Genomic DNA, 25,566 nt, shown 5'->3' with positions numbered 1-25,566 from the left:
CCGCGACCGGCGTCCGCCCGGCAGCGGTACCGCGCCCGCGTCCACCCGACCTCAGCCGTGCCCGTCCGGCCCGCCCCGTAGAATCGCCGGGTGAACGCCCCCGCCCCCCTGCACACCGCCGAAACGCTCCGTTCCGCCCTCGCGGCGGCGCTCGACGGGCTTCCGGCGCGGCAGGCCGCGCAGGCCGTCGAGCGGCTGATCGCCAACTACCGCGGGGCCACCCCCACCGACGTCCCCATCCTGCGCGACCGCGCCGACGTCGCCGCGTACGCCGCCTACCGCATGCCCGCGACCTTCGAGGCCGTGCGCTCCGCGCTGGAGGCGTTCGCGGACACCGTGCCCGGATGGGCGCCCGGCGACCACACCGACGTCGGCGGCGGCACCGGGGCGGCCGCCTGGGCCGTCAGCGCCACCTGGGCCGGGGACCGCCCCGTGACCGTCCTCGACTGGGCCGAGCCCGCCCTCGCCCTCGGCCGGGAACTCGCCGCCGCGAACCCGGCCCTGCACCGCACGACCCGCTGGCAGCGCGCCCGCATCGGGGCGGCGCTCACCCTCGCCGGCACCGACCTCGTCACCGTCTCCTACGTCCTCAACGAACTCACCGCGCCCGACCGCGCGGCCCTCGTCGACGCCGCCGCCGGCGCCGCGCGGACCGTGGTGATCGTCGAACCCGGCACCCCCGACGGCTACGCCCGCGTCATCGAGGCCCGCGACCGTCTGATCTCCGCCGGGTTCCGCGTCGCCGCCCCCTGCCCGCACAGCGCCGCCTGCCCCATCGTCCCCGGCACGGACTGGTGCCACTTCTCCGCGCGGGTCAGCCGCTCCTCCCTGCACCGGCAGGTCAAGGGCGGTTCCCTCCCGTACGAGGACGAGAAGTTCAGCTACGTGGCCGCCACCCGCCTCCCGGCCACGCCGGCCCCCGCCCGGGTCGTCCGCAAGCCGCAGATCCGCAAGGGCCAGGTCCTCCTCGACCTGTGCGAGACGGACCCGGCCCTGCTCCGCACCACGGTCACCAAACGCCACGGCGACCTGTACCGGGCCGCCCGCGACACCGACTGGGGCGACCCCTGGCCCCCGGCCGGCCACGCCTAGCCGGACGTCCGGCCCGGTTCTCCCTCCTCCTGCCGCTTCCCTTCCTCCTTGCGCTCCTCGCGCAGTGTGCGCAGCAGCTCGCGCTTCTGTGCCCGCGCGTCGAGCCCGCCCCCGATCCGTCCGCCGCGCCCGCCGCCGCGCAGCGCCTCGCGGCCGAGGTGCCGCCGGGTGCCACCGACGCCCAGCATGTTTCCCGCTCCGCCTCGGGCCATGGATGGATTCCCTCTCCTCAGCACAACACCTGATACGAGACGTGCCGTCTCGCCGTGGACGAGTCCACTGTCCGGCGAGACGCGCCGTCTTGTCAACCTGTTACATTCGACCCATGGCCAGAAACCAGTCCGCCAGTCACCCCGCCCCCGTCCCCGACGCCACCCGCCGCAGCGAGCGGTCCCGACGGGCCATCTACGACGCCGCCCTCGCCCTGGTCGCCGAGGTCGGCTACCCGAAGACCACCATCGAGGGCATCGCCGCCCGTGCCGGCGTCGGCAAGCAGACGATCTACCGCTGGTGGTCGTCGAAGGCGGACGTGCTCCTGGAGGCGTTCCTCGACCTGAGCGAGCAGGCGGCCGAGGCGGCCCGGGAGACACAGGCCGACGGCGGGGCCGTCCACGGCATCCCGGACACCGGCGACCTCGCCGCCGACCTCAAGGCCGTCCTGCGCGCCACGGTCGACGAACTGCGCGACCCCGTCTTCGAGGCCCCCTCCCGCGCCCTGGCCGCCGAGGGCGTCGTCAACGAGGAGCTCGGCCGCACCTTCGTCGCCCGGCTGCTGGAACCCCAGCTCCAGCTCTACGTCGCCCGCCTGCGCTCGGCCCAGGAGGCCGGTGACGTCCGCGCGGACGTCGACCCGCGCATCGCCCTGGAGCTCTTCGTCTCGCCCCTCGCCCAGCGCTGGCTCCAGTACACCGCCCCGATCAGCCACGACTACACCGACACCCTCGTCGACTACGCCCTGAACGGCATCGCGCCCCGCTGAGCCCCGGCTCCGCCCCGCCGCCTCACCGCCCCGGCCGCACTTCTCGCGCCGCGGTCACCGCCTCCGTGCCGCGGTCACCGCCCCGGCCCGCGCACCGGATGCCGGGACAGACGGCCCGGAGCGTCCGTGATGACGCCGTTGCAGCCGAGGGCCAGGGCGCGGTCGCGCTGCGCCGGGGTGACGACCGTGTGGGCCCAGACCCTGGGGATGCCGGAGCGCACCGCGCGGGTCAGGTCGGCGTCGCGGGCCCCGATGTCGACGTCGAGGACGTCGACGTAGGAGCGCCAGAGCCCGGGACGGTCGGTGCGCAGCTGACGGGCCGAGCGCCACAGCTGGGTCAGCAGGCCCAGGCCGTGGATCCGGCGGGCCACCCCGGGGTCGTTGGTGTTCACGAACACCGAGCGGGTCAGGCCGCGGGCGCGGATCAGCCCGGCCAGCCGGTCGAGGCCGCGCGGGTCCTTCACCTCCAGCATCAGCACGATCCGCCCGCCGAAGCGGTCCAGCACCTCGGCGACCGTCGGCGGCCGCTCCGCGCGCCAGCTCCCCGGCAGCCGGTCACGCGGACGCAGCCGTACGGTGCGCCACTCCCCGGCGTCCAGTGCGCGCACCTCGCCGCCGAGGAACGTCGTGCGGTTCAGGGTCGCGTCGTGGAAGACGACCGGCGTACCGTCCCGCAGCACCCTCGTGTCGACGTCCAGCACCTGCGCCGTACCGCGCCGGAACGCCGCCATCAGCCCCGACATGCTGTTCTCCGGCACCTCGCGCGCCCCGCCCCGATGGGCGACGTACGGCACCCGGGGCAGCGAGTCCACCGTCAGCGGGCCCGCGCCCCACTCCAGCGGAGGGCCGCCCGCGTGCCCGCCCGTGAGGGTCAGGGAGGCGGTCAGGGAGACCACGGAGGCCACGGCAGCCAGGCCCGTCGACGCGATCAGTGTGACCATGTGACCACGGTAGGCGGGCGTATCCGGCCATACCGTTCCATGACACCCGATACCACCCCGCGCTCCCCGCCGGCCGGACGTCCCCTTCGTGCCGCCCGGCACCCTGCGTCCGTTCGGGTCACCCTCGTCCCACCTGCACCGATTGTGGGCTCTGGCCCCCCGATGCGCACGATCGTGGGACCATAGGGCATGCTGAAGCGCAGGACGGCGAGGCGAGGAGATAGATGAGCGCGGAGTTCGGCGGCCCGAGCGGCCGACAGGGCAAACTCTCCCAGTGGCTGCGCGGACGCCGTCCGAAGCCGGCCGCCGACGAGGGCGGCCGCGAGGCCCTGCTGCTCGCCGCCGCCGACGCGGGACTGCCCCTCGCACCCGCCGCGCACCCCGCCGCCGGCTACCGCTGCTCCTGCGACCGCGTGGGCTGTCCCACCCCCGCCCGGCACCCGGTGTCCTTCGCCTGGCAGACGCAGTCCACCACCGACCGCGAGCAGATCGAGCGCTGGGCCCGCCACCAGCCGCAGGCCAACTTCATCACCGCGACCGGCATGGTGCACGACGTCCTCGACGTCCCCCTCGACGCCGGCCGCGAGGCGCTCACCCGCCTGCTCGACGCGGGCGTCGAGGTCGGCCCGGTCGCCGAGAGCGACGACGGCCGCATGCTGTTCTTCACCCTCACCCGCGGCACCCCCGAGGACGAGGACGAGTGGTGGCCGTGCGAACTGGACTGCCACCCGGAGACCATGGACGAGCATCCCGGCCTGCGCTGGCACTGCCGCGGCTCCTACGTCCTCGTGCCACCGGCCCGCCTCCCCGGCGACGACGACCGGTCGGTGCACTGGGTGCGCGGCCTGGAGCATCCGCTCCCCGACCCGCTGAGCCTGCTGGAGTACCTCACCGACTCCTGCGCCCGCCACGTCGGCGAGCAGTCCGACCACACGGGCACGGCCTGGCCGCTGCGCCGCTGAACCCGGCGGGAAGAGCACCCGGACCTACTCGCCCTTCGCCGACGTCAGCCCCTGCACGCGCCCCAGCACCCGCACCTCTCCGTCGGCCGGGGCCAGCGCCACCTCGCTGGAGACGAACTCCATGGTGAGCGACTGCCTGATCTCCCCGGTGGTCAGGGCCAGCACGCCCTTGTTCGGCGTCGGCACCGACGCGCCCGCCGCGGCCGTCTGCTTCTCGAAGTGGCGCGTGGCGAAGAACACCAGCGCCCCACCGTCCTTCGTGCGCAGCGCCAGCGGAGCGTAGTCGCCGCGCGTCACCGATTCGTCGATGTACTGCGTGGCCAGACCCGGCCGCTGCGACTTCTTCGCCCGCGCCGCCCGCCACGCGCTGGTGTGGGGGCCGTCCGCGAAGACGTCCCCGCCGTCCTTGAGGAACGTCGCGTACTCCTGGCTCAACTCGCCCGGCGGCACCACTACATCGGTCGAGTTCGCGGGCACGGCCTCCGCCCAGCCGTCCTTGTCCGTCGTGAAGTCCGGTATCTCGTCCGGGGCGACCAGCGTCAGGTACGCCGCCTCCCACGGCTCGTCCAGCGCGTCCCGGGTGAACACCAGCAGCCAGCGGGCCGCGCCGCCCTTGTTGCCGTCCGCGTCGGCGACGAACCAGCGCGGCCAGCCCGCCTTCGCGGGGATGGTGAACTTCGCGTCCGTCAGCTCCAGCGGCGTGTGCCTGGGGTTGCCCCGGGGGTTGTTGGCCCGTCCGGCCTTCAGACGCGCCGCGTCGATGTCGGCGAGGGCACCGGTGGTGTGCCCGGCGTCCAGGGAACTGTCGTACGCCTTGTCGGCCTCGTTGTACGCGGCGGTGAACTCCGCGAGGGCTTCGGCGGCTTCGGCGCGGGTGGTGGCCGGGAGCACCTCGCGCTCGCCGTGCACCACCACGCAGCCGCTCGCCGTCAGCGACAAAGCGGTCACGAGCACGCAGGTGTCAAGTCTGCGGTGCCTGCGGAGCCTTCGAAGGCCGCGATCCCTGCTCATCCGGTTCCTTCACCTTCCCCTTCCCGGAGGCGAACCCTACCGGGGCGGCCGACGGGGCGAGCGCCGGGACCACGGACAGCGGCCACACCGTGACCTGCCGGCCGGCCCCGATCGGGCGGAGGCGCGAGGTCGCGCCGCAGGACGGCCGGGTGGGACGCGACGCGGGGGTGCCCCCGGAGAGGGGCTCCCCCATGTCGCGTGACGTGACGTCAGATCAAGTCCCGCCCGTCGCGCCGGGACTGCGCCCACTCGCGGAAGAACCCGCGACTGATCACGAACAGGACGACGGCCACGAGTACGGGCCACATCAGGACGTAGACGGTCAGGGCCGCGGTGGTCATGCTGCCTCCTGGGGGATCACTGGGTAGCGGTTGCGGCGGGCTCGGGATCGCCGTCCGCGGCCGGGGCGACCACGCCCGCGCCGGCGACCGCCGCCGAGTCGCCGTCGTCGAAGTCACCGGTGCGCTGGGCGATGAGCGCGAAGTCGAAGCCCTCGCGCCGGCGCGCGCTCATCGCCCAGCAGACGATCGTGGACACCGCGTAGGCGACCAGCGAGCCGCACAGGGTCGCGTACTCGTGCAGGGACCCGACGGCGAACGGCGCGGAGACCACGACCGCCGCCACACCGACGATCTTCGCCGCCCGGGCGCCGAAGAAGCCGAACACCATCAGGCCGAGGACGACACCGATGCCGACCACCGACAGCACGTCCACCACGACGCCGAAGATCCCGTCCACCGGGATCCAGCCGAAGCGGACCGGCAGGAACACCGCGAGCGCCGCGACCACCGAGGTGGTGAACGCCTTCCCGGTGACCTTGTCCCAGTAGAAGCTGGCCAGCACCGGGAAGACCAGGGCGCCCCACAGCGCGCCGACGAACACCAGCAGGTCCAGGATGTTCAGCTGGAGACTGGCGAACGCCACGGCCGCCGCGGTCGCCACCACCATCGTGCTCCGGCCGACCAGCAGCATCGTCCTGGGGTTCGCCTTCTCCTTGCCGGCCACGTTCTGGCCGTAGACGTCCGCCATCATGATCGAGGAGAGGGCCGCGAGGTCGGAGTCGGCGGTCGACGACAGCGCACCGACGATCATGATGAAGAACACCGCCAGCAGCACGGGCGGCAGGTACTCGGCGGCCATCCCGGGGATGATGTTGTTCACGTCGCCGCCGACCGGCTCGTAGCCGAGGTAGAGGGCGAGCACACCGAGCATGCCGACACCGATCACCATGGCGCCGTAACCGACCGTCGCCGTGAGGAAGGTCGGCTTGATCAGGCTCTCCTTCACCGCGAACAGCCGCTGCGCGATGGTCTGGTTGCCGATCGCGTAGGCGAGCACCGCCGCGATGTACGGGGCGCCCTGCTCCATGAAGGCCGTGCTGGAGAAGAAGTCGCCCTGCTCCGCGGTCAGGTGGCCGGCGCCGGTCTCGAAGGCCGCGGGGAAGTCGGCCGCGACGAAGATGAACGGGACGATGACGGCGACCGCGCCGAGCATCGCGACGACCTGCACGAAGTCGGTGAGCACCGAGGCGCGGAAACCGGACCACAGGGTGTAGAGCAGCACGCCCGCGGCGACGGCGAACACGCCCTGCGTGAAGGTGAACGGCGACAGCATCGAGATCAGCACGCCACCGGCGAGGAAGTTGGACATCAGGCTGATCAGGCTGCCGACGATGTTCGACCCGGCCAGCATCAGCTGGCTGGAACGGCCGTGCCGGGCGTACATGACCTCGGCGAGGGTGTGCGCCTTCGGCGCCACGGCCCTGATCCGCTTGCCGAAGGGGTAGATGAACAGGATCATCAGCGCCCCCCACAGCCCGTAGTGGATGGGCCCGGAGATGCCGTAGGTGTACCCGGACGTCGCGGAGGCGTACATGGAGGACGCCCAGATCCAGGTCGCCGTCATACTGGCCGCGGAGATACCGAAACCGATGTTGTTGCCGGCGGTCATGTAGCCGTCGGCGTTCTCTTCCTTCTTGCCGATACGGGTCGAGATCAGGAAGGTCCCCCCGTAGAAGAAGACCAGCAGACCCACGACCACCAGTGCGCTGAACTGAGCTGTTTCCAGTCCACCCACAGGCGCCACCTCCTCATCGCTGAAACCCGGGGCGTTCACCAAAACGGCGGGCCCTTTGAGCCCGCAAACTTTCCGCACGGTAACAGCTCTTTCAGGACGCGACGAGGTCGCGCCGGCCGGCTCCGCTCGGGCTGCGCCACCTCGATGTTCCCTCAAGTCGTACAACCGGGGACATGTCCGATGGGGTATTTGCCGGGAGGGTGCGCTTTCGGGTCGCCCCTTTTCGGCTATTCGTTTGCCAGTTGCGTTCGTGAAGTTGATCATTTTGTTATGCCGATGACCTGTGATCGGCTCCGCCAGGCGCTTCTGGCGGGTGGTGATACCGCTCCGCAGGTGGACGGAGAGGGCGCTGAGGTTGGCCGCGGGGTGCGACTACTTTTCCGGAGTGGAATGCGTGACGGATATCAGTTCCTATGGAACTCACCCGGAATACCTTCCGGAATTCATGAACGATGCGCGCGATGATGACGGCCGCCAGGTGGTGAGGCTCGATGTCGCCGAGAATCGCGAACTGGCGGCGGCGAGCCTCAGCAGGTTCCCGGCCGCTGCCGGTGACGTCATCGACTTCCGCTCCACTCCGTACGAGGACCGCCTCTGGTGGGACGACGAGGAGGACTGGACGAGGATGGCGGCCGACCTGCTGTTCCCGTACGTGCGGCGCGGGGACCGGATCGCCGTCATCTGGGCCAACTATGTGATGCCGGCCGTGACCATGCCCGCGGACGTAGCGGTGCGGCACGCCCGGGACATCCTGGACGCGGGTCCGCACTTCTGGATCCATCCGCTCGGCAGCCCGGTGATCATCGAGTGCCTGATGGACGGACAGGTCACGGTCGCCGCGATCCCGCCGGACCGGTAGCCGCAGGTGCCCCGCCACCTGGGACGACGTAGCCCTGCGCGCGGTGCTTGAATGCACCCCGTGACTGACTACGACGTGCTGCGTGTCTTCTGCGGGCCCCGTGGCGGGTACGGCAACGAACTGGGTGTCGTCCGCAACGGATCCGCCATGCCGGAGCGGGAGGAGCGGCAGGCGTTCGCCGCCAAACTCGGTTTCAGCGAGACCGTGTTCGTCGACGACCCCGAGCGCGGGGTGATCGACATCTACACCCCCACCCTGCGCCTCCCCTTCGCCGGCCATCCCTGCGTCGGCACGGCCTGGCTGATCGACGTCCCCGAACTCGTCGTCCCCGCCGGGGTGATGGGCGCCCGGCAGGACGGGGAGTTCTGCTGGATCGAGGCGCGGGCGGAGTGGGTGCCGCCGCGCACCCTGCGCCAGTACGCCACCGCCGCCGAGGTCGACGACCTGCCCGTGCCGCCGAAGGGGGAGTGGATCTACGCCTGGGCCTGGCTGGACGAGGCGGCCGGCCGGATCCGCGCCCGCGCCTTCCCGGGGCGGGACGACGGCATCGACGAGGACGAGGCGACGGGCGCGGCGGCACTCCTGCTCACCGACCGCCTGGGCCGGGCCCTGAACATCACCCAGGGCACCGGATCCCAGATCCTGACCGCCCCGCAGCCCGAGGGCTGGACGGAGATCGGCGGCCGGGTCTACCTGGAGCGCTGACGGCTTCGCCGCGCGGCCGTATGCCCGGGCGGTCTCACGCACGGGGGAGTGCCTCGGACGGTGCGGTCTCCGGCATCGGGCACGGATCGCGGTGTCGTGCGAGCTGTGGTGTACCGGGCGTGAGCAACTCGGCTCTCCCTGCCCACCTGCCGCTCATCCGAGCGCCTGACGGGCATTACCCCGCTCTCTGCTCACGCTTTCCGCAAGGCATGTCTCATTCCCGGCCCACGTTGCCGTCACGCCGAGAGGGGGAACTCCTCGCCCAGGGCCCGGAAGAGGTCCGTGTTGAGGGCGAACGCGTGCTTGCACTCCGTCACGATGCGCTGCTTCTCCAGATCGTCCACCGGGACCGCGTCCAGCAGTTCGCGGTAACCGCGCTTGAAGGCGGCCGGGTTGGGGATTTCGTCGAAGACGTAGAAGCGGACGCCGTCGCCCTTGCGTGCGAAGCCCCAGGTCTTCTCCGCCGTGCCGCGGATGATCTGGCCGCCGGAGAGGTCGCCCAGGTAGCGGGTGTAGTGGTGGGCGATGTAGCCGGCCGGCCAGGTGCGGGCGCACTCGGCGACACGGGAGGCGTAGGCCTCGGTGGCGGGGAGGGCGGTCAGGGTGGAGCGCCAGCCGGGGCCGCGCAGGTGGGTCAGGTCCCGCTCCAGCGCGGCCAGCCGGAACAGCTCCGGCCGGACGAACGGGCCCGCGACCGGGTCCGACGCCAGCGCCCGCGTGCCGGCCTCCAGTGCCTCGTACACGAACCACAGCTGCTCGGTGTAGCGCGCGTACGCGTCCACGCCCAGCCGGCCGCCGAGCAGATCGCTCATGAAGGTCGAGGCCTCCGCCTCCACGTGCTGCTCGTGGGAGGCGGTGCGGAGGAGGGTCGAGAAGGAGTCCATGGCCCGATCCTCTAGAGTTAGGCTTGCCTAAGTCAATGTCTTGCCGACAGCTTGTCGGCAACCTCCCCGGTCGCAGGCCGGAGCACGCAAGGGCCCGCCCTCAGCAGGAGAGAGCGGGCAGAAGGGGAGGGAGCGGCACTACGGCAGCGTCAGGATCTCGGCCCCCGTGTCCGTCACCACCAGCGTGTGCTCGAACTGCGCCGTCCGTTTGCGGTCCTTCGTCACGACCGTCCAGCCGTCGTCCCACATGTCGTACTCGTGGGTGCCCAGCGTCAGCATCGGCTCGATGGTGAAGGTCATCCCCGGCTGGATGACCGTCGTCGCGTGCGGGCTGTCGTAGTGCGGGATGATCAGGCCCGAGTGGAAGGACGAGTTGATGCCGTGGCCGGTGAAGTCGCGGACCACCCCGTAGCCGAACCGCTTGGCGTACGACTCGATCACCCGGCCGATGATGTTGACCTGCCGGCCCGGCTTGACCGCCTTGATCGCCCGGTCGAGGGACTCCCGGGTCCGCTCCACCAGCAGGCGGCTCTCCTCGTCCACGTCGCCGACCAGGTACGTCGCGTTGTTGTCGCCGTGCACCCCGCCGATGTACGCCGTCACGTCCAGGTTGACGATGTCCCCGTCGCGCAGCACCGTCGAGTCCGGGATGCCGTGGCAGATGACCTCGTTGACCGACGCGCACAAAGACTTCGGGAAACCGCGGTAGCCGAGCGTGGACGGGTAGGCGCCGTGGTCGCACATGTACGCGTGCGCCACCCGGTCCAGCTCGTCCGTGGTGACACCGGGCGCGATGAGCTTCGCGGCCTCCTCCATCGCCCGCGCCGCGATCCGGCCGGCGGTCCGCATCGCCTCGATCGTCTCGGGCGTCTGCACCTCCGGACCGGTGTACGGCGTCGGGGCGGGCTTGCCGACGTACTCGGGACGGCGGATGTTCCCGGGCACGGAACGGGTGGGGGACAGTTCCCCAGGTACGAGCAGCGACTGGCCAGACATGCCGGCGAGTCTAATTCAGCGGCGACGGGGGACCATCTTCAAGGCGAGGGCCGAGGAGAAGGCCGAGGTCGAGGCGAGACGGTGAGAGGAGACGGTCGTGCCCCTGTTCAAGAAGCGGACGGTCGGCAAGCCGGGCGAGTGGTTCTACTGCCTGGAACACAAGAAGGTCGAGGAGGGCCCCGACTGCCCCGGCAAGGACCGCTTCGGCCCGTACGCGAGCCGCGCCGAGGCCGAACACGCCATGGAGACGGCCCGCGAGCGCAACCTCCAGTGGGAGAACGACCCCAAGTGGCACGACGCCCCGGCGGGGAACGAGGGTGAACGCGACGACGGCTGACCGCCTCGCGGCCGTCACCAGCGCGTAGGGGGCGGAGCCGTCAGCAGGTCGGCCAGCCGCGACAGACGGTCCCGGAAACGGCGCCGGCCCCTGCGGGCCGGCAGGGAGTTCTCCCCGGCCGCCGCGCTCACCAGGTGCTGCACGGTGTCCAGGTCCAGCTCGGACCCGTCGGGCACGGGCAGGACCTCGTGCGCCAGCGCCGGGAGTTCCCCCGCGCCGGGGCCCAGCGACAGCAGCGTCGCCCCGGCCCTGCGGGCGTCGGAGATCCGCTCGAGCAGCGGGGCGGGCGGCTCCCCGGGCGCCACCACCAGCAGCGTCTCGCCCCGCCGCGCCGCCTCCAGCCGCCCGGGACCCACCGCCAGGTGCGCGGGGTCCGCGGGCCGGGCGTCGTGCCGTACGAGCGTCGGAGCCAGCTCCGGAGTGCCGGACCAGGCGGCCTCGTCCGCCAGATGCGCCGCCAGGTGCCACGGCTCGTACTCCGGGGTGCCCACGAGCAGCAGCCCGCCGCCGTGCGCCACCACCGACCCGCGCAGCGTCCCCGCGAAGTGCCGGGTGGCGGCCAGCCACCCCGTCCCGGCGAGCACTTCCCGCAGCAGCGCGACCCGTACGGCGTCCATGCGGCCGCATCCTGCCCCAACCGCCGGTTCCCGGCCCGGTGTTCGTCCCGGATTCGCCCGGCCGGGGGACGGGCGCCCGCCGCCGCGTGACGGCGCTCACCCGGACCGGTGGCGGCGCTGCCACGGACGTAGAGTCGGCCCATGACCTCTACCGACAGCGCACAGCAGCCCGCGAAGGCCCCCGCCAAGGACCCCTGGGACCTGCCCGACGTGTCCGGGCTCGTCGTCGGCGTGCTCGGCGGCACCGGACCCCAGGGCAAGGGCCTGGCCTACCGGCTCGCCAAGGCCGGCCAGAAGGTGATCATCGGCTCCCGGGCCGCCGACCGCGCCCGGGCCGCCGCCGGTGAACTCGGGTACGGCATCGAGGGCGCCGACAACGCCGAGACCGCCCGGCGCAGCGACATCGTGATCGTCGCCGTGCCGTGGGACGGCCACGCCAAGACACTGGAGTCCCTGCGCGGGGAACTGGCCGGCAAGCTCGTCGTCGACTGCGTCAACCCGCTCGGCTTCGACAAGCAGGGCGCCTACGCCCTCAAGCCCGAGGAGGGCAGCGCCGCCCAGCAGGCCGCCGCGCTGCTCCCGGACTCCCGGGTCACCGCCGCCTTCCACCACCTGTCGGCCGTCCTGCTCCAGGACCCGGAGATCGACGAGATCGACACCGACGTGATGGTGCTCGGCGAGGTCCGCGCCGACGTGGAGACCGTGCAGGCGCTGGCCGGGCGCATCCCGGGCATGCGGGGCATCTTCGCCGGGCGGCTGCGCAACGCCCACCAGGTGGAGTCCCTGGTCGCCAACCTGATCTCCGTCAACCGCCGCTACAAGGCACACGCCGGGCTCCGCGTCACGGACGTATGAGGCGATGGGGGACACTGGGGGCGTAGCAGTGCCCCCAGCAGTGTCCCCCGACAGGAGCCGACCACCATGCCCCGCCTCGCCCTCTACGCCCTCGTCGTGTGCCTCCTCGCCGTCGCCGCGGCCGTCGTCTCCTTCGTCCAGGGCAGCGTGCTCATCGGCGTCGTGTGGGTGCTGCTGGCGGGCCTGTCGTCCAACATGACCTGGTACTACGTGAAGCGGGGGCGGGCCGGGACGGGCGAGGACTCCGTCACGGGCTGACCGAGCAGACCCCGCTGGTGTCGCTCCAGAAGCGGAACAGGTCGTAACCGCAGTAGGTCTCGACCTCGCGGATCCCCAGGGAACCCAGCAGCGCGTCGACGACGCCGAAGAACGCGCCGTTCACCTCGGGCACCCACAGCAGGGCGAACACGAACAGCAGACCGAACGGCGCGAACGGCTCCACCTGCCGCCGCACCGTGTGCGACAGCCACGGCTCCAGGACCCCGTAGCCGTCCAGGCCGGGCACCGGCAGGAAGTTCAGGATCGCCGCCGTCATCTGGAGCAGCGCCAGGAACGCCAGCGCGAACCGGAAGTCCGCGGGCACGCCCTCCAGCGCGTCCAGCCAGAACGGGGCCGTGCACACGATCGCGAACAGCACGTTCGTCAGCGGTCCCGCCGCCGAGATCAGGCTGTGCCGCCACCGCCCCCGGATCCGCCCGCGCTCGATGAACACGGCACCGCCCGGCAGGCCGATCCCACCCATGATCACGAACACCACGGGGAGCACGACGCTCAGCAGGGCATGGGTGTACTTCGCCGGGTTCAGCGTGAGGTAGCCCTTGGCGCCGACCGAGATGTCGCCGCTGTGCAGCGCGGTGCGGGCGTGCGCGTACTCGTGCAGGCACAGGGAGACGATCCAGGCGGACGTCACGAACAGGAACACCGCCAGGCCCGGCTGCTCGGCGAACCCGGTCCAGGTGGCCCACCCGGTGACCGCGGTCACGGCCAGGATGCCCAGGAAGACCGGGCTGATCCTCCGGTCACTGGGACGGGCGGCGGCGGCGGTGCTCATGGAACTCCCTGGACTGTCGGACACTCGGCTACACGGCACGGCGGGGGAGTGCCCGACGGTACCGGGCGCACCCGGAGAACGTCTCGCGCCGGCGACCGGTTCCTGCGGGGACCCGGCGCCGACCGGCCCGCACCGCCGGCCGCCGCCTCCGGTCGGCGGTGCCGCACCCGCCCCCTGTCCGGAAACGCCCCGCCACCCCGGCCGGCCCCTGTGACCGCCGCGACCGCTACCGGAGAGAATGATCCCGTGCGCTATCGCATCCTCGGCACCACCCAGGCAGTCCGTCCCGACGGCACCGTCGTCCCCGTCGGCGGGGCGCGGCTGCGCGCGCTGCTGACCGTGCTCGCCCTGCGGACCGGGCGCACGGTACCCGCGGGGCTGCTGGTCGACGAGGTGTGGGACGGCGACCCGCCGGCCGACGCGACCGGTGCCCTGCAGGCCCTGGTCGGCCGGCTGCGGCGCACGCTCGGTGCGGAGGCGATCGCGTCCGTCGACGGCGGCTACCGGCTGACGGCCGCGCCCGACGACATCGACCTGCACCGCTTCGAACGGCTGGCCGGCGAGGGCCTGCGCGCCCTCGCCGACGGCGACGCCGCGAAGGCCGCCGCCGTCCTGGACGACGCCCGCGCCCTGTGGCCCGGCGGCGCCGCCCTGGCCGGACTGCCCGACCGCACCGCCGAGGCGGCCCGCGTCGAAACCCGGCACCTGGACGTGCTGCGTGCCCGGCACACCGCCTCCCTCGCCCTCGGCGGCGCCGACCAGTCCCTGCCCGAACTCACCGCGCTGTGCGACCGTCACCCCCTCGACGAGCCCCTCCAGGCGCTGCGGCTGCGCGCCCTGCGCGACACCGGCCGCACCGCCGAGGCACTCGCCGCCTACGAGGACGTACGACGCCTGCTCGCCGACCGCCTCGGCTCCGACCCCGGCACGGAACTGCGCGCGCTGCACACGGAGTTGCTGCGACCGGGACCGGAGCCGGCCGCTCCCGGGCCGCGGCGGGACGTGCCGCCCGGCAACCTGCGGGCCCGGCTGACCTCGTTCGTCGGCCGGGAGGGCGACATCGAGACGATTCGCGCCGACCTCGCCGCCGCCCGGCTCGTCACCCTCCTCGGCCCCGGCGGTGCGGGCAAGACCCGGCTCTCGCAGGAAGCCGCCGAGACGGTGCGGCAGACCACCCCGGACGGCGTGTGGCTGGCCGAACTCGCCCCCGTCGACGACCCCGGCGCCGTGCCCGAGGCGGTCCTCACCGCCGTCGGCGCCCGCGAGACCGTCCTGTACGGTGCCGGCGCCGAGGGCATGCGGGCCGTCACCGACCGGCACGCCGACCCCGTGGAACGCCTCGCCGAGCACTGCGGCCCCCGCCGCATGCTGTTGATCCTGGACAACTGCGAGCACGTCGTCGACGCCGCCGCCCACCTCGTCGAGGCGCTGCTGGAACGCTGCCCCGGCCTCACCGTGCTCGCCACCAGCCGCGAACCCCTGGGTGTGCGCGGGGAGTTGCTGCGCCCGGTGGAGCCGCTGCCCGAGCCCTTCGCACTGCGGCTGCTCGCCGACCGCGGGGCCGCCGCCCGCCCTGGCTTCTCCACGCACGACGATCCGGAGGCGTGCGCCGAGATCTGCCGCCGTCTCGACGGGCTGCCGCTCGCCATCGAACTCGCCGCCGCCAGGCTGCGGATGCTCACCCCGCGCCAGATCGCCGACCGTCTCGACGACCGCTTCCGGCTGCTCACCTCCGGCAGCCGCACCGCCCTGCCCCGGCAGCAGACCCTGCGGGCCGTCGTCGACTGGTCCTGGGACCTGCTCGACGAGGACGAACGCGACGTCCTGTGCCGCCTGTCGGTCTTCGCGGGCGGCTGCGACCTCACCGCCGCCGAAGCCGTCTGCGGACCGGCCGCACTCGAGGCGCTCGGCTCCCTCGTCGACAAGTCTCTGGTGGTGGCCTCCCCTTCGGGCGACGACGGGATGCGCTACCGCCTCCTGGAGACCGTCGCCGAGTACGCCGGCGAACGCCTCGGCGAGTCCGGCCGCCGCCCGCGCGCCGAGCGGGCGCACCTGACGCACTACCGTGAACTCGCCCGCACCACCGAGCCGATGCTGCGCGGCCCGCGCCAGCCGGCCGCCATCGCGCTGCTGGAGCGGGAGTACGAGAACGTGCGCACGGCCCTGCGTCGCGCCGTCGCCCTGCGCGACGAGCAGGAGGCCCTGTGCATCACGCTGTCGCTCACCTGGTACTGGCAGATGCGCGACCTGCGCATCGAGGCCCGCAACTGGTGCTCGGAGGTGATGGCCCTGGCCCCGGACCCGTTCGCCGAACCGGTACGGCCCGCCGCGCCGCTGTGGCAGCGCTGCACCGACGCCCCGCCACCCATGACCGGGGAGGTCCTCGCCGAGGCCCGGCGCGGGGTGCACCTCGCCCACCTGGCGCACATGGACACGGAGCTGGACGACTGGCAGACCCCTCAGGCCCAGCACAAGCTGCGCCTCGTCGGGGCGACCTACGAACCGGGCCTGCCGCAGGTCTGCCGGCCGCCCGGCCTGCTGTGGGTGTTCGCCGTGATGCTGACCGGCGACATGGACCGGCTGCGCCTGGTGGTCGACGCGGCGATCCGCACCTGCCGGGAGAACCCCGGCTTCGAGTGGGAGCTGGCCTGCAATCTCCAGCTGCGCGCCAACTTCCTGGCCAACCGCAGCGACTGGGCCGGTGACGCCCGCCGCGACGCCGACGAGGCCCTGGAGATCCACCGCGGGCTCGGCGACACCTGGGGCATCGCCGAGGCCCTCACCGCGCGCGGCGAGGCCCGCGAACGGGCAGGCGCGTACGAGGAGGCCGCCGCGGACTTCGAAGCGGCGATCGCGTGCGCGGACCGCCTCGGCGCCCGCGCCCACCGGGCCGTGCTCACCGCCCGGCTGGGCAGCGCACTGCTGGAGGCGGGTGACCACGAGCGCGGTGAGCGACTGCTGCGCGGGGTCATCGACGACACGCGGGGCCGGCACACCGAGGCGCTGCCCGCCGCCCGGCTCTTCCTCACCGGCTGGCTCTGCTCGACCGGACGCACCGCTGAGGCGCGCGAGCATCTGCGGGCCCTGCGCGAGGAGTTCGTCATCGCGCACTACGTCGTCTTCGACGCGTTCATCCTCGGCGCCGAGGGCTGGCTGGAGGTGGCCGAGGGCAACGACGAGCAGGCCCTGGCCGTCATCCGGGAGGCGGTCCGGCAGGCGGGCGACCCGCTGGCCGCCGCCATGGCACCGCACATGCGTGCCGCCTACCTCACCCTCGGTGCCGTCGCCCTCGCCGGACTCGACGCGGGACGGCACGCGCGGGACGCGGCCCGCTGCGTCGGCGCCGCCGACTCCTGGCTGCCGCCCGGACACCACGCCGGGCTGGTGGAACGCGAGGTGCGCGAACGCGCGGAGGCGCGCACCCGGGCGGTCCTCGGCGACACGGCGTACGAGGCCGCGTACGCCGAGGGCGCCGGCCTCTCCGAGGAGGAGGCCGCCGCCCTGCTCGAACCCGCGTGATCAGGTCTTCGTACGGAACTTGTGGATGGCGACCGGCGCCATCACCGCGGTGATCCCCACCGACCAGGCCAGCGTCATCCACAGGTCCTGCGCGACGGGGCCGCCCACCATCAGCCCGCGCGCGGCGTCCGCCAGCGAGGACAGCGGGTTGTACTCGGTGAAGTTCCGCAGCCAGCCCGGCATCGACTGCGGCGGCGCGAAGATGGACGAGCCGAACTGCAGCGGCATCAGCACCAGGAAGCCCATCGCCTGCACCGACTGCGCGTTCTTCATCACCACCCCCAGGGTGAGGAAGACCCACATCAGCGCCGACCCGAACACCGCGGACAGTCCCACGGCGGCGAACAGCCCCGGCCAGTCGGTGATGTCGAACCCGACGAGCACCCCGACGACCAGGAGGATCGCCGTGGCGATCAGCATCCGCATCATCTCGACCGAGATCTTCGCGAACAGCACCGAGCCGCGCCCGATCGGCAGCGACCGGAAGCGGTCCATCACCCCGGTGTTGAAGTCCTGGTTGAACCCCGTACCCACCCCCTGGGCCATGTTCATGCCCATCATGGCCATCAGTCCGGGCACGATGTACTGCACGTAGGCCTCCTGACCGCCGCCCAGCGACTGCCCGATGGAGCCGCCGAAGACGTACACGAACAGCAGGGTGAAGACGATCGGGAACAGCACGGCGTCGAACATCGACTCCGGGTCCTGCCGGATCCACAGCAGGTTGCGGCGCACCAGCGCGCTCGTGTGCCGCACATGGGCGCGCAGCGGGATGCGCCCGTCGGTACGGAGGTCGCCGACGGCGGTGGTGGTGGCGGTGGTGGCAGTGGTGGCGGTGGCGGCACTCATACGGCGACGGCCTCCTCGGGGGTCTCGGCGGGCACGGCGTCCCGCGGGGCACTGGCACGGTGGCCGGTGAGGGACAGGAACACCTCGTCCAGGCTGGGCAGTTCGGTGGTGAGGGAGCTGAGCGTGATGCCGTGCGCGGTGACCGCGCCGACCACGGCGGTCAGCTGCTCGTCGCTGAGCACCGGTACGAGCACGGCACCCCGCTCGGTGTCCACGGTGGTGGACGCCAGCCCGGTGATGCCGAGGGCGTCGAGCGCCTCGGCCAGCGGGCGCAGCCGCAGCGGGTCGGCCGGGCGGATCCGCAGCGTACGGCCGCCGACCCTGGCCTTCAGCTGCTCGATGCCGCCGCTCGCGATGACCTTGCCCCGGTCCACCACGGTCAGCTCGGAGGCGAGCTGTTCGGCCTCCTCCATGTACTGGGTGGTCAGCAGCACCGTCACCCCGTCCCCGACCAGCCGCCTGACCTCGTCCCACACCTCGTTGCGGGTACGGGGGTCGAGGCCGGTGGTCGGCTCGTCCAGGAACAGCACGGCGGGCCGGCCGATCATCGAGGCGGCCAGGTCCAGGCGCCGCCGCATCCCGCCGGAGTACGTGGCCGCCGGCCGCCGGGCCGCCTCGGTGAGCGAGAACCGCTCCAGCAGCTCGTCGGCACGGGCCCGTGCCTCCTTGCGGGGCAGGTCGAGCAGCCGCCCGATCAGGTACAGGTTCTCCCAGCCCGGCAGTTTCTCGTCCACGGAGGCGTACTGTCCGGTCAGCCCGATCACCCGGCGCAGCTGCCGGGGCCGGCGGACCACGTCGTACCCGGCGACGGTGGCGTGCCCCGCCGTCGGAGCGAGCAGCGTGGACAGGATCCGCACCAGCGTGGTCTTCCCGGCCCCGTTCGGCCCGAGCACCCCCATCACGGTGCCCTCGCGCACCTCCAGGTCGACCCCGTCCAGCGCCTTGGTCTCCCCGTAGTGCTTGACCAGCCCCCGTACGGAAACGGCGTTCCCCGGTTCCTTGTCGTTTCGCGTCATGCCGACGACTGTGCCGACCGCCACCGACAAACCGCCGACATCCCGCCGACAGGCCGGCCGGCGGCACCGACGGCTCCCGCGGGCGCACAGGGGTCGGCCCCGCCGACGGGGGACGATCAGCGGGGCCGACAGGTGGTGCGGCAGTGGCTCGGTGACCCGAACGGGTCAGCGGCGGCGAAGCCGCTCAGTGCACGGAGTGCGCCTCCTCGGGGAACGTCCCGCCCACGACGTCCTCGGCGAACGCCTTGGCCGCCCCGCTCATGACCTCACGCAGGTCGGCGTACTGCTTCACGAACTTCGGCACCCGGCCACCGGTGAGCCCGAGCATGTCGGTCCACACCAGCACCTGCGCGTCCGTCTGCGGCCCGGCACCGATCCCGACGGTGGGAATCTGCAGCACCCGGGTCACCTCGGCCGCCAGCTCCGCCGGGACCAGCTCCAGCACCACCGCGAACGCTCCCGCGTCCTGCACGGCCTTCGCGTCCCGCAGCAGCTGCTGCGCCGCCTCCTCGCCGCGGCCCTGGACCCGGTACCCCATCGCGTTCACCGACTGCGGGGTCAGCCCGATGTGCGCCATCACCGGGATGCCGGACTCCACCAGCAGCTCGATCTGCCGGTGGGAGCGCTCACCGCCCTCCAGCTTCACGGCGCCCACGCCCGCCTCCTTGATCAGCCGGGTCGCCGAGCGCAGCGCCTGCACCGGACCCTCCTGGTAGGAGCCGAACGGCAGGTCGGCCACGATCAGGGCGCGCGAGGTGCCGCGGACGACCGCGGCGGACAGCATGGTCATCTCGTCGAGGGTGACGGGCACGGTCGTCTCGTACCCGAGGTGGCAGTTGCCCGCGGAGTCGCCGACGAGCATGACCGGGATGCCGGCCTCGTCGAACACGGACGCGGTCATCGCGTCGTACGCGGTGAGCATGGGCCACTTCTCGCCGCGCTCCTTGGCGAGGGCGATGTCACGGACAGTGATGCGGCGCGAGCCCTTGCCCCCGTACAGCGTCTTGCCGCCGGAGGGGGAACCGGGTGCCGTCCCGGTCTGGGCAGCCGAAAGCTGCGTCATGGAACCGTCTCCCAACACGTCATCTCGAGGCGCCCTGACGGCGTCCCCGGACCACGTCCATGGTGGCACTTCGACAGGGCGAGGGCCAGAGGCAGCCCCGGGGCCTCCGCGTCCGTGCGCAATGTTCCGGAAAGAACGGGGCAAAACGCACGTGTTACGAGACGGTGTCGTATCGGAAATCGCTACGCTGGGCCACATGACCTCACCTGCCGCCACCACCCCTGCCCGCCGGGTCCCGGAAGCCGTGCACCGGCGCCGCTGGGTGATCCTCGGCGTGCTGATGCTGAGCCTGCTGATCGTCGTCCTGGACAACTCGATCCTGAACGTCGCCATCAAGACGATCTCCACTCCGGCCCCCACCGGTCTGGGCGCCACGCAGAGCGAGCTGGAGTGGGCGATCAACTCCTACACGCTCGTCTTCGCCGGCCTGCTCTTCACCGCGGGGCTGCTGGGGGACCGGCTCGGCCGCAAGAAGGTGCTGATCGGTGGTCTGGCGGTGTTCGGCACCGGTTCGGCGTTCGCCGCGTTCTCCGGTTCACCGGCCGAGCTGATCGGCTTCCGCGCCGTGATGGGCCTCGGCGCGGCGTTCGTCATGCCGGCCACCCTGGCCGTCCTGATGAACGTCTTCGAACGCCACGAGCAGCCGAAGGCCATCGGCATCTGGACCGGCGGCGTGGGCCTGGCCATCGCGATCGGCCCGATCACCGGCGGACTGCTCCTGGACCACTTCTGGTGGGGCTCCGTCTTCCTGGTCAACGTGCCCATCGTCGTCCTCGCCGTCCCCCTGATGCTGTGGCTGATCCCCGACTCCCGCGACCCGGACCCCGGCCGCATCGACCCCGTCGGCGTCGTGCTGTCCGTCACCGGCCTGGTGCTGCTCGTCTACGGCATCATCAAGGGCGGCCAGCTCGCCGACTTCACCGACCCGACCGTGCTCGCCACCACGGGTGCCGGTCTCGCCGTGCTCGTCGCCTTCGTGGTGCACGAGAAGCGCAGCGACCACCCGTCCGTCGACGTCACCTACTTCCGCAACAAGGTGTTCTCCGCGTCGATCGTCGCCATCACCCTGGTCTTCTTCGCCCTGATGGGCGTGACCTTCTTCGCGGTGTTCTACGTCCAGAGCGTGCGCGGCTACTCGCCGCTGGAGACGGGCCTGCTGATGCTGCCGCTGGCCGTCGCGCAGTTCTACTTCGCCTCCCGGGCCCGCCTCCTGGTGGACCGCTTCGGCAACCGGGCCACCACGACCGCCGGCCTGCTGACGCTCGCGGCGACGCTGGCCGCGTTCGCCGTCCTGGACGGGGACACCCCGATCTGGGTCCTGGAAGTCGTCTTCCTCCTCATGGGCGCCGGCATGGCGCACGTCATGACGCCGGTCAGCGTCCTCGTCATGCAGGCGCTGCCGCGCGAGAAGGCGGGCTCGGCGTCCGCGCTCAGCAACACCTTCCGGCAGGTCGGCAGCGCCCTCGGCATCGCCGTGCTCGGCTCGGTGCTGTCCGCCGCCTACCGCGGCGACATCGAGGACGAACTCGGTCTGCTCCCGCCCGCCGCCCGGCACGCCGCGGGCGAGTCCATCGAGGCCACCCTGGCCGTCGCGGACCGCCTGGGCGCCCGCGGCGAGGCCCTGACCGGCGCGGCCGACGCGGCGTTCCTGCACGCGATGCACGTCACGGCGCTGTGGGGGGCGGGCATCGCGGTGCTGGGCGCGATCGTCGTCGCCGTGTATCTGCCCGGCCGGCCATCGAAGTCCGAAGAGGACGACCACAGGCAGGAGTTGGTCTCGACGGCGGACTGAGAGGGGGACAATCACCGCAGCACACCGAAAGGACCCGACGACGTGAGCCCGTCCGGCACCGCCCCCCGGCAGGACGGACCCGCACGGGGACGCCCCCGCAGCGAGGCGGCCGAACGCGCCATCATCGAGTCGGTGATGGCGCTCCTGGAGGACGGCGTGCCCCTCGCGGAGCTCTCCATCGAACGCATCGCCCGCACCGCGGGCGTCGGCAAGGCCACCATCTACCGCCGCTGGAGCGGCAAGGAGGAACTCTTCGTCGACGTCGTACGCGCCGCCGAGGCACCGGACCCCGAACTCCCCGGCACCTCCGTGCGCGACGACCTCGTCGTCCTGCTGGAGTCCCTGCGGCTGCGCGGCCTGGCGGGCAGGACCTCGGCGATCCTGCACCACGTGCACGCCCAGATGAAGAGCAGCCCCAACCTCTGGGCCGCCTACCACGACACCGTCGTCGTGCCGCGGCGCAGGCTCTGCCTCGAGGTGCTGCGCCGGGGCCAGGAGAGCGGCGAACTGCGCGCCGACACCGACGTGGAACTCCTCAACGACATCGTCGTCGGCCCCCTCCTCGTCCGCACCCTCCTGCGCCCCGACGCCGACCTCCCGGACGACCTCGCCGAACGTGTCGTGGACACCCTCCTGCAGGGCCTACGCCCCGTCAGCGGCTAGTCCCCCCGTGCGCGTTTCGTCACAGACGGCGCTTTCACCACCCCCGCCCGGAACTACCCGAGCGTCCCCGTACGTCCTCGCCGGAGTACGGCCGCCGAGCGGCGGCGAGATCGGAGCCGATCATCCCCTAGGGTCTTCACCAACGGGGTGACGGTGTGCACGGCAGGTTGTGAGGCGACGGTATGGCGCAGCAGGCGTACATGACGGAGACGGACGGCGGCGGCTCGGGGCCCGAGCGCCCGGTCTCCCCGTTCCGGCGCCTGTTGGACCGCCTGGGCAGAGGGTGGCGCGGCGACCGCCGGATCTGGCGCCGGGGCCTCGTCCTGGCGGCCTGCGCGGCCCTGCTGGCCCTGGTCATGCTGGCCCACTCCCACATCCCGAACCGGATCGGCAACCTCGGCAGCCTGGTCGAGACGTTCCTGCCCTGGCTGGGCCTGCTCATCCCGGTCCTGCTCCTCCTCGCACTGGTCCGCAAGTCGGCGACGGCGCTGATCGCGACGATCCTCCCGGCGGCCGTCTGGCTGAACCTCTTCGGCGGTCTGCTCAGCGACAAGAACGTGCCCGGCGGCGACCTGACGGTGGTCACGCACAACGTCAACGCCGACAACCCCGACCCCACGCGCACGGCCCGCGACGTCGCCGCGGCGGGCGCGGACGTGCTGGCCCTGGAGGAGCTGAAGGCGTCGCAGGTACCCGCCTACGAATCCGCGCTGGCGTCGGCGTACGAACACCACGCGGTGGTGGGAACGGTCGGCCTGTGGAGCAAGTACCCGCTGACCGACGTGAGGGCGGTCGACATCCGCCTCGGCTGGAAGCGCGCGATGCGGGCCACGGTCTCCTCACCCGCCGGCCAGGTCGCGGTCTACGTCGCCCATCTGCCCTCGGTACGGGTGAAGATGGAGGCCGGCTTCACGGCCCGGCAGCGTGACAAGAGCGCCGACGCGCTGGGGGAGGCCATCGCCGGAGAACCCCTGGAGAACGTCGTCCTGCTCGGCGACCTGAACGGCACGATGAACGACCGCGCCCTGAACGCCGTCACCTCCCAGATGCGCTCCACCCAGGGCGCCGGGGGCAGCGGCTTCGGCTTCAGCTGGCCGGCGTCGTTCCCGATGGCGCGGATCGACCAGATCCTCATCAGGGGCGCCGAACCGGAAAGTTCCTGGACCCTCCCGGCCACGGCCAGCGACCACCTCCCGGTCGCGGCCCGCGTCACGCTCGCGACACCGTCGGACTGAACGGACGCCTGCGGCCGGGCGGATGCGGGGCGTTGCACAGCCCCGGTACTTGCCCGGCGCCGGCGGGGTGCCGTCGCGCCCGCCCTCCCCCGTCGCCCTGCGGCACGACTGCCCGCGGAGGGCGGAGGACGGACACCCCCGGCAGGGCTCCGCACCACCCACCCACCGTGGGCGCTACCCAAGCCCCACCGGAGGGCAAGCGGCGCCGCGGGCACACGACCGACCACCGTCAGCCGACCGGCCGCGCCCCCTCGCGCCAGCCGTTGGTGATCGGCAGGCGGCGGTCCTTGCCGAAGCCCTTCGGGGAGATCTTGGTCCCCGGCGGATACTGCCGCCGCTTGTACTCCGCCCGGTCCACCATCCGCAGCGTCTTCGCCACCAGCTCCGCGTCGAACCCGGCCGCGACGATCTCGTCGGCCCCCCGGTCCCGGTCCACGTACAGCGCCAGGATCGCGTCCAGCACCGGATAGTCCGGCAGCGAGTCCGTGTCCACCTGCCCCGGCCGCAGCTCCGCGCTCGGCGGCTTGGAGATCGAGTTCTCCGGGATCGGCGGCGTCTGCCCCCGCTCCACCGCCGCCCGGTTGCGCCACTCCGCCAGCTGGAACACCGACGTCTTGTACACGTCCTTGATCGGCCCGTACGCCCCGACCGAGTCCCCGTACAGCGTCGAGTACCCGACCGCCAGCTCCGACTTGTTCCCGGGGGCCAGCACGATGTGCCCCTCCTGGTTGGAGATCGCCATCAGCAGCGTCCCCCGCAGCCGCGACTGCAGGTTCTCCTCCGCGAGCCCCGTCAACCCCAGCGACCCCATGTACGCGTCGAACATCGGCTCGATCGCGACGGTCCGGTAGTTCAGCCCCGTCCGCCGCGCCAGCTCCGCCGCGTCGCCCTTCGAGTGCTCCGAGGAGTACTTCGACGGCATGGACACGCCGTACACGTTCTCCGCCCCCACCGCGTCACAGGCGATCGCGGCGACCAGCGCCGAGTCGATCCCCCCGGACAGCCCGATCAGCACGGAACGGAACCCGTTCTTCGTGACGTACGCCCGAAGCCCCACGACCAGCGCCGAGTACACCTCCTCGTCATCGTCGAGCCGCTCCGCGTACCCCCCGGCGGGCTCCGCCTCGTACGCGGGCACGGGCTCCTCGGACAGCACGAGCCGGTCGATCCGCAGACCGTCGTCGACCACACCCACCGGCGCCTCGGCGGCCGCCGCGGGCAGCTCCAGGTCGACCACGACACACGCCTCGGCGAACTGCGGCGCACGCGCCACGACCTCGCCGTCACCGCCCACCACGATGGAGTCCCCGTCGAAGACGAGCTCGTCCTGCCCGCCCGTCATCGCCAGGTACGCGGTCGTGCACCCGGCCTCCTGCGCCCGCTTGCGCACCAGTTCGAGCCGGGTGTCGTCCTTGTCCCGCTCGTACGGCGAGGCGTTGATCGACAGCAGCAGCCCGGCCCGCGCCGAACGCGCCGCCGGCACCCGCCCCCCGTCCTGCCACAGGTCCTCACAGATGGCGAGGGCGACGTCCACACCCCGCACCCGCACCACCGGCATGGTGTCGCCGGGCACGAAGTACCGGAACTCGTCGAAGACGCCGTAGTTCGGCAGGTGGTGCTTGGCGTAGGTCAGCACCACCTCACCCCCGTACAGCACGGCGCCCGCGTTCTGCGGGGCGCCGGCCGGCTGGCCGTACCGGGGCTGGGCGGCGGCGCTGCGGTCGAGGTAGCCGACGATCACCGGGAGCTCCCCGAAGCCCTCCTCGGCGAGCCGCGCGGCGAGGGAGCGCAGCGCGGCACGCGAGGCTTCGACGAAGGTCGACCGGAGGGCGAGGTCCTCGACGGGATACCCGGTCAGCACCATCTCGGGGAACGCCACGAGGTGCGCTCCCTGTTCGGCGGAGTGCCGGGTCCAGCGGACAATCGTTTCGGCGTTGCCGGCGAGGTCGCCGACGCACGAGTCGATCTGGTTCAGGGCGAGACGTAGTTGAGGCACGCGCCCCAGTGTAATCGTCAAACCGACGCGATGTCGCGGAGCCCCAGCTCTGCCACGGCCGGCGGGGA

General features: G+C 72.5%; 25 protein-coding genes and 1 pseudogene. 12 read left to right on the top strand and 14 right to left on the bottom strand.

Features of this window, described 5'->3' with window-relative positions; translation table 11 throughout:
- Positions 1-90 precede the first annotated feature (90 nt).
- The gene (locus tag ACZ6A9_RS06815; protein ID WP_468979714.1) at positions 91-1,092 is read left to right on the top strand and encodes a small ribosomal subunit Rsm22 family protein; all 1,002 of its coding nucleotides are present in this window, start codon (positions 91-93) and stop codon (positions 1,090-1,092) included.
- Here ACZ6A9_RS06815 and ACZ6A9_RS06810 read toward each other — a convergent pair.
- Positions 1,089-1,304 carry a DUF6243 family protein gene (locus ACZ6A9_RS06810; protein WP_468979711.1) on the bottom strand — a complete coding sequence of 72 codons (216 nt, stop codon included), beginning with the start codon at positions 1,302-1,304 and terminating at the stop codon, positions 1,089-1,091. The two genes, ACZ6A9_RS06815 and ACZ6A9_RS06810, sit on opposite strands and share 4 nt — an antisense overlap.
- Positions 1,305-1,417: 113 nt before the next feature.
- Here ACZ6A9_RS06810 and ACZ6A9_RS06805 point away from each other — a divergent pair, with 113 nt between their 5' ends.
- On the top strand, positions 1,418-2,071 hold the full coding sequence (locus tag ACZ6A9_RS06805) for a TetR/AcrR family transcriptional regulator (protein ID WP_468979709.1): 654 nt from the start codon (positions 1,418-1,420) through the stop codon (positions 2,069-2,071).
- A 74-nt stretch (positions 2,072-2,145) separates the two neighbouring features.
- Here the strand turns inward: ACZ6A9_RS06805 and ACZ6A9_RS06800 are convergent, their stop codons facing one another.
- Positions 2,146-3,012 carry a glycerophosphodiester phosphodiesterase gene (locus ACZ6A9_RS06800; protein ID WP_468979702.1) on the bottom strand — a complete coding sequence of 289 codons (867 nt, stop codon included), beginning with the start codon at positions 3,010-3,012 and terminating at the stop codon, positions 2,146-2,148.
- A 224-nt stretch (positions 3,013-3,236) separates the two neighbouring features.
- Here ACZ6A9_RS06800 and ACZ6A9_RS06795 point away from each other — a divergent pair, with 224 nt between their 5' ends.
- Positions 3,237-3,974, top strand: a complete 738-nt coding sequence (locus tag ACZ6A9_RS06795; RefSeq protein ID WP_468979700.1) for a bifunctional DNA primase/polymerase — start codon at positions 3,237-3,239, stop codon at positions 3,972-3,974.
- Between the two features lie 24 nt (positions 3,975-3,998).
- On the opposite strand, the gene ACZ6A9_RS06790 is transcribed toward ACZ6A9_RS06795, so the two are convergent.
- From ACZ6A9_RS06790 to ACZ6A9_RS06775, 4 genes and pseudogenes are all read right to left on the bottom strand, one after another.
- Positions 3,999-4,985: an SCO2278 family lipoprotein gene (locus ACZ6A9_RS06790; protein WP_468979697.1), complete on the bottom strand. Its 987-nt coding sequence runs from the start codon at positions 4,983-4,985 to the stop codon at positions 3,999-4,001.
- Positions 4,936-5,082: pseudogene (locus ACZ6A9_RS06785) on the bottom strand (iron transporter); the annotation flags it as partial. The pseudogene ACZ6A9_RS06785 and the gene ACZ6A9_RS06790, both read right to left, overlap by 50 nt.
- Positions 5,083-5,194: 112 nt before the next feature.
- Positions 5,195-5,326, bottom strand: coding sequence for a putative transporter small subunit (locus ACZ6A9_RS06780; protein ID WP_468979695.1), 132 nt, complete (start codon positions 5,324-5,326; stop codon positions 5,195-5,197).
- Positions 5,327-5,342: 16 nt separating this feature from the next.
- The gene (locus ACZ6A9_RS06775) at positions 5,343-7,061 is read right to left on the bottom strand and encodes a sodium:solute symporter family protein (RefSeq protein ID WP_468979693.1); all 1,719 of its coding nucleotides are present in this window, start codon (positions 7,059-7,061) and stop codon (positions 5,343-5,345) included.
- 445 nt (positions 7,062-7,506) lie between these two features.
- Between ACZ6A9_RS06775 and ACZ6A9_RS06770 the strand changes: the two genes are divergently transcribed.
- On the top strand, positions 7,507-7,920 hold the full coding sequence (locus tag ACZ6A9_RS06770; RefSeq protein WP_468979691.1) for a hypothetical protein: 414 nt from the start codon (positions 7,507-7,509) through the stop codon (positions 7,918-7,920).
- Between the two features lie 60 nt (positions 7,921-7,980).
- Positions 7,981-8,625: a PhzF family phenazine biosynthesis protein gene (locus tag ACZ6A9_RS06765; protein ID WP_468979683.1), complete on the top strand. Its 645-nt coding sequence runs from the start codon at positions 7,981-7,983 to the stop codon at positions 8,623-8,625.
- A 236-nt stretch (positions 8,626-8,861) separates the two neighbouring features.
- Here ACZ6A9_RS06765 and ACZ6A9_RS06760 read toward each other — a convergent pair whose 3' ends face one another.
- Positions 8,862-9,509 (bottom strand): biliverdin-producing heme oxygenase, encoded by a 648-nt coding sequence (locus ACZ6A9_RS06760; protein WP_468979678.1) that lies wholly within the window; start codon positions 9,507-9,509, stop codon positions 8,862-8,864.
- A gap of 138 nt (positions 9,510-9,647) precedes the next feature.
- The gene (gene map / locus ACZ6A9_RS06755) at positions 9,648-10,505 is read right to left on the bottom strand and encodes a type I methionyl aminopeptidase (RefSeq protein WP_468979676.1); all 858 of its coding nucleotides are present in this window, start codon (positions 10,503-10,505) and stop codon (positions 9,648-9,650) included.
- A gap of 97 nt (positions 10,506-10,602) precedes the next feature.
- Here map and ACZ6A9_RS06750 point away from each other — a divergent pair, with 97 nt between their 5' ends.
- Positions 10,603-10,842, top strand: coding sequence for a hypothetical protein (locus ACZ6A9_RS06750; protein WP_228968463.1), 240 nt, complete (start codon positions 10,603-10,605; stop codon positions 10,840-10,842).
- Between the two features lie 14 nt (positions 10,843-10,856).
- Here the strand turns inward: ACZ6A9_RS06750 and ACZ6A9_RS06745 are convergent, their stop codons facing one another.
- Positions 10,857-11,459: a hypothetical protein gene (locus ACZ6A9_RS06745; RefSeq protein ID WP_468979672.1), complete on the bottom strand. Its 603-nt coding sequence runs from the start codon at positions 11,457-11,459 to the stop codon at positions 10,857-10,859.
- Positions 11,460-11,600: 141 nt separating this feature from the next.
- Here ACZ6A9_RS06745 and npdG point away from each other — a divergent pair, with 141 nt between their 5' ends.
- Positions 11,601-12,314, top strand: coding sequence for an NADPH-dependent F420 reductase (gene npdG, locus ACZ6A9_RS06740; protein ID WP_468979670.1), 714 nt, complete (start codon positions 11,601-11,603; stop codon positions 12,312-12,314).
- Between the two features lie 66 nt (positions 12,315-12,380).
- Positions 12,381-12,572, top strand: coding sequence for a hypothetical protein (locus ACZ6A9_RS06735; protein WP_468979668.1), 192 nt, complete (start codon positions 12,381-12,383; stop codon positions 12,570-12,572).
- On the opposite strand, the gene ACZ6A9_RS06730 is transcribed toward ACZ6A9_RS06735, so the two are convergent.
- On the bottom strand, positions 12,562-13,365 hold the full coding sequence (locus ACZ6A9_RS06730) for a site-2 protease family protein (protein WP_468979665.1): 804 nt from the start codon (positions 13,363-13,365) through the stop codon (positions 12,562-12,564). The genes ACZ6A9_RS06735 and ACZ6A9_RS06730 overlap by 11 nt on opposite strands.
- Before the next feature lie 246 nt (positions 13,366-13,611).
- On the opposite strand from ACZ6A9_RS06730, the gene ACZ6A9_RS06725 reads away from it, so the two are divergent.
- Positions 13,612-16,884 (top strand): AfsR/SARP family transcriptional regulator, encoded by a 3,273-nt coding sequence (locus ACZ6A9_RS06725; RefSeq protein ID WP_468979663.1) that lies wholly within the window; start codon positions 13,612-13,614, stop codon positions 16,882-16,884.
- Here the strand turns inward: ACZ6A9_RS06725 and ACZ6A9_RS06720 are convergent, their stop codons facing one another.
- From ACZ6A9_RS06720 to panB, 3 genes are all read right to left on the bottom strand, one after another.
- On the bottom strand, positions 16,885-17,733 hold the full coding sequence (locus ACZ6A9_RS06720; RefSeq protein WP_468979660.1) for an ABC transporter permease: 849 nt from the start codon (positions 17,731-17,733) through the stop codon (positions 16,885-16,887).
- On the bottom strand, positions 17,730-18,749 hold the full coding sequence (locus ACZ6A9_RS06715; RefSeq protein WP_468979656.1) for an ATP-binding cassette domain-containing protein: 1,020 nt from the start codon (positions 18,747-18,749) through the stop codon (positions 17,730-17,732). Before ACZ6A9_RS06715 ends, ACZ6A9_RS06720 begins: the two co-directional genes overlap by 4 nt.
- A gap of 184 nt (positions 18,750-18,933) precedes the next feature.
- Complete coding sequence (panB, locus tag ACZ6A9_RS06710; RefSeq protein WP_468979653.1) at positions 18,934-19,812, bottom strand: 3-methyl-2-oxobutanoate hydroxymethyltransferase; 879 nt, start codon at positions 19,810-19,812, stop codon at positions 18,934-18,936.
- A gap of 196 nt (positions 19,813-20,008) precedes the next feature.
- On the opposite strand from panB, the gene ACZ6A9_RS06705 reads away from it, so the two are divergent.
- From ACZ6A9_RS06705 to ACZ6A9_RS06695, 3 genes are all read left to right on the top strand, one after another.
- Positions 20,009-21,604, top strand: a complete 1,596-nt coding sequence (locus ACZ6A9_RS06705) for an MFS transporter (RefSeq protein WP_468979651.1) — start codon at positions 20,009-20,011, stop codon at positions 21,602-21,604.
- Between the two features lie 42 nt (positions 21,605-21,646).
- On the top strand, positions 21,647-22,267 hold the full coding sequence (locus tag ACZ6A9_RS06700) for a TetR/AcrR family transcriptional regulator (protein WP_468979649.1): 621 nt from the start codon (positions 21,647-21,649) through the stop codon (positions 22,265-22,267).
- A gap of 182 nt (positions 22,268-22,449) precedes the next feature.
- Positions 22,450-23,502, top strand: a complete 1,053-nt coding sequence (locus ACZ6A9_RS06695) for an endonuclease/exonuclease/phosphatase family protein (protein WP_468979647.1) — start codon at positions 22,450-22,452, stop codon at positions 23,500-23,502.
- A gap of 229 nt (positions 23,503-23,731) precedes the next feature.
- Here ACZ6A9_RS06695 and ACZ6A9_RS06690 read toward each other — a convergent pair whose 3' ends face one another.
- Entirely contained in the window at positions 23,732-25,498 is a 1,767-nt protein-coding gene (locus tag ACZ6A9_RS06690) for an NAD+ synthase (protein WP_468979645.1), read from the bottom strand.
- Between the last annotated feature and the right edge of the window lie 68 nt (positions 25,499-25,566).

This window comes from Streptomyces sp. NPDC041124 (assembly GCF_055592385.1).
Note: the sequence above shows the minus strand (reverse complement) of the source record. Positions and strands in the feature narration are given on the sequence as shown.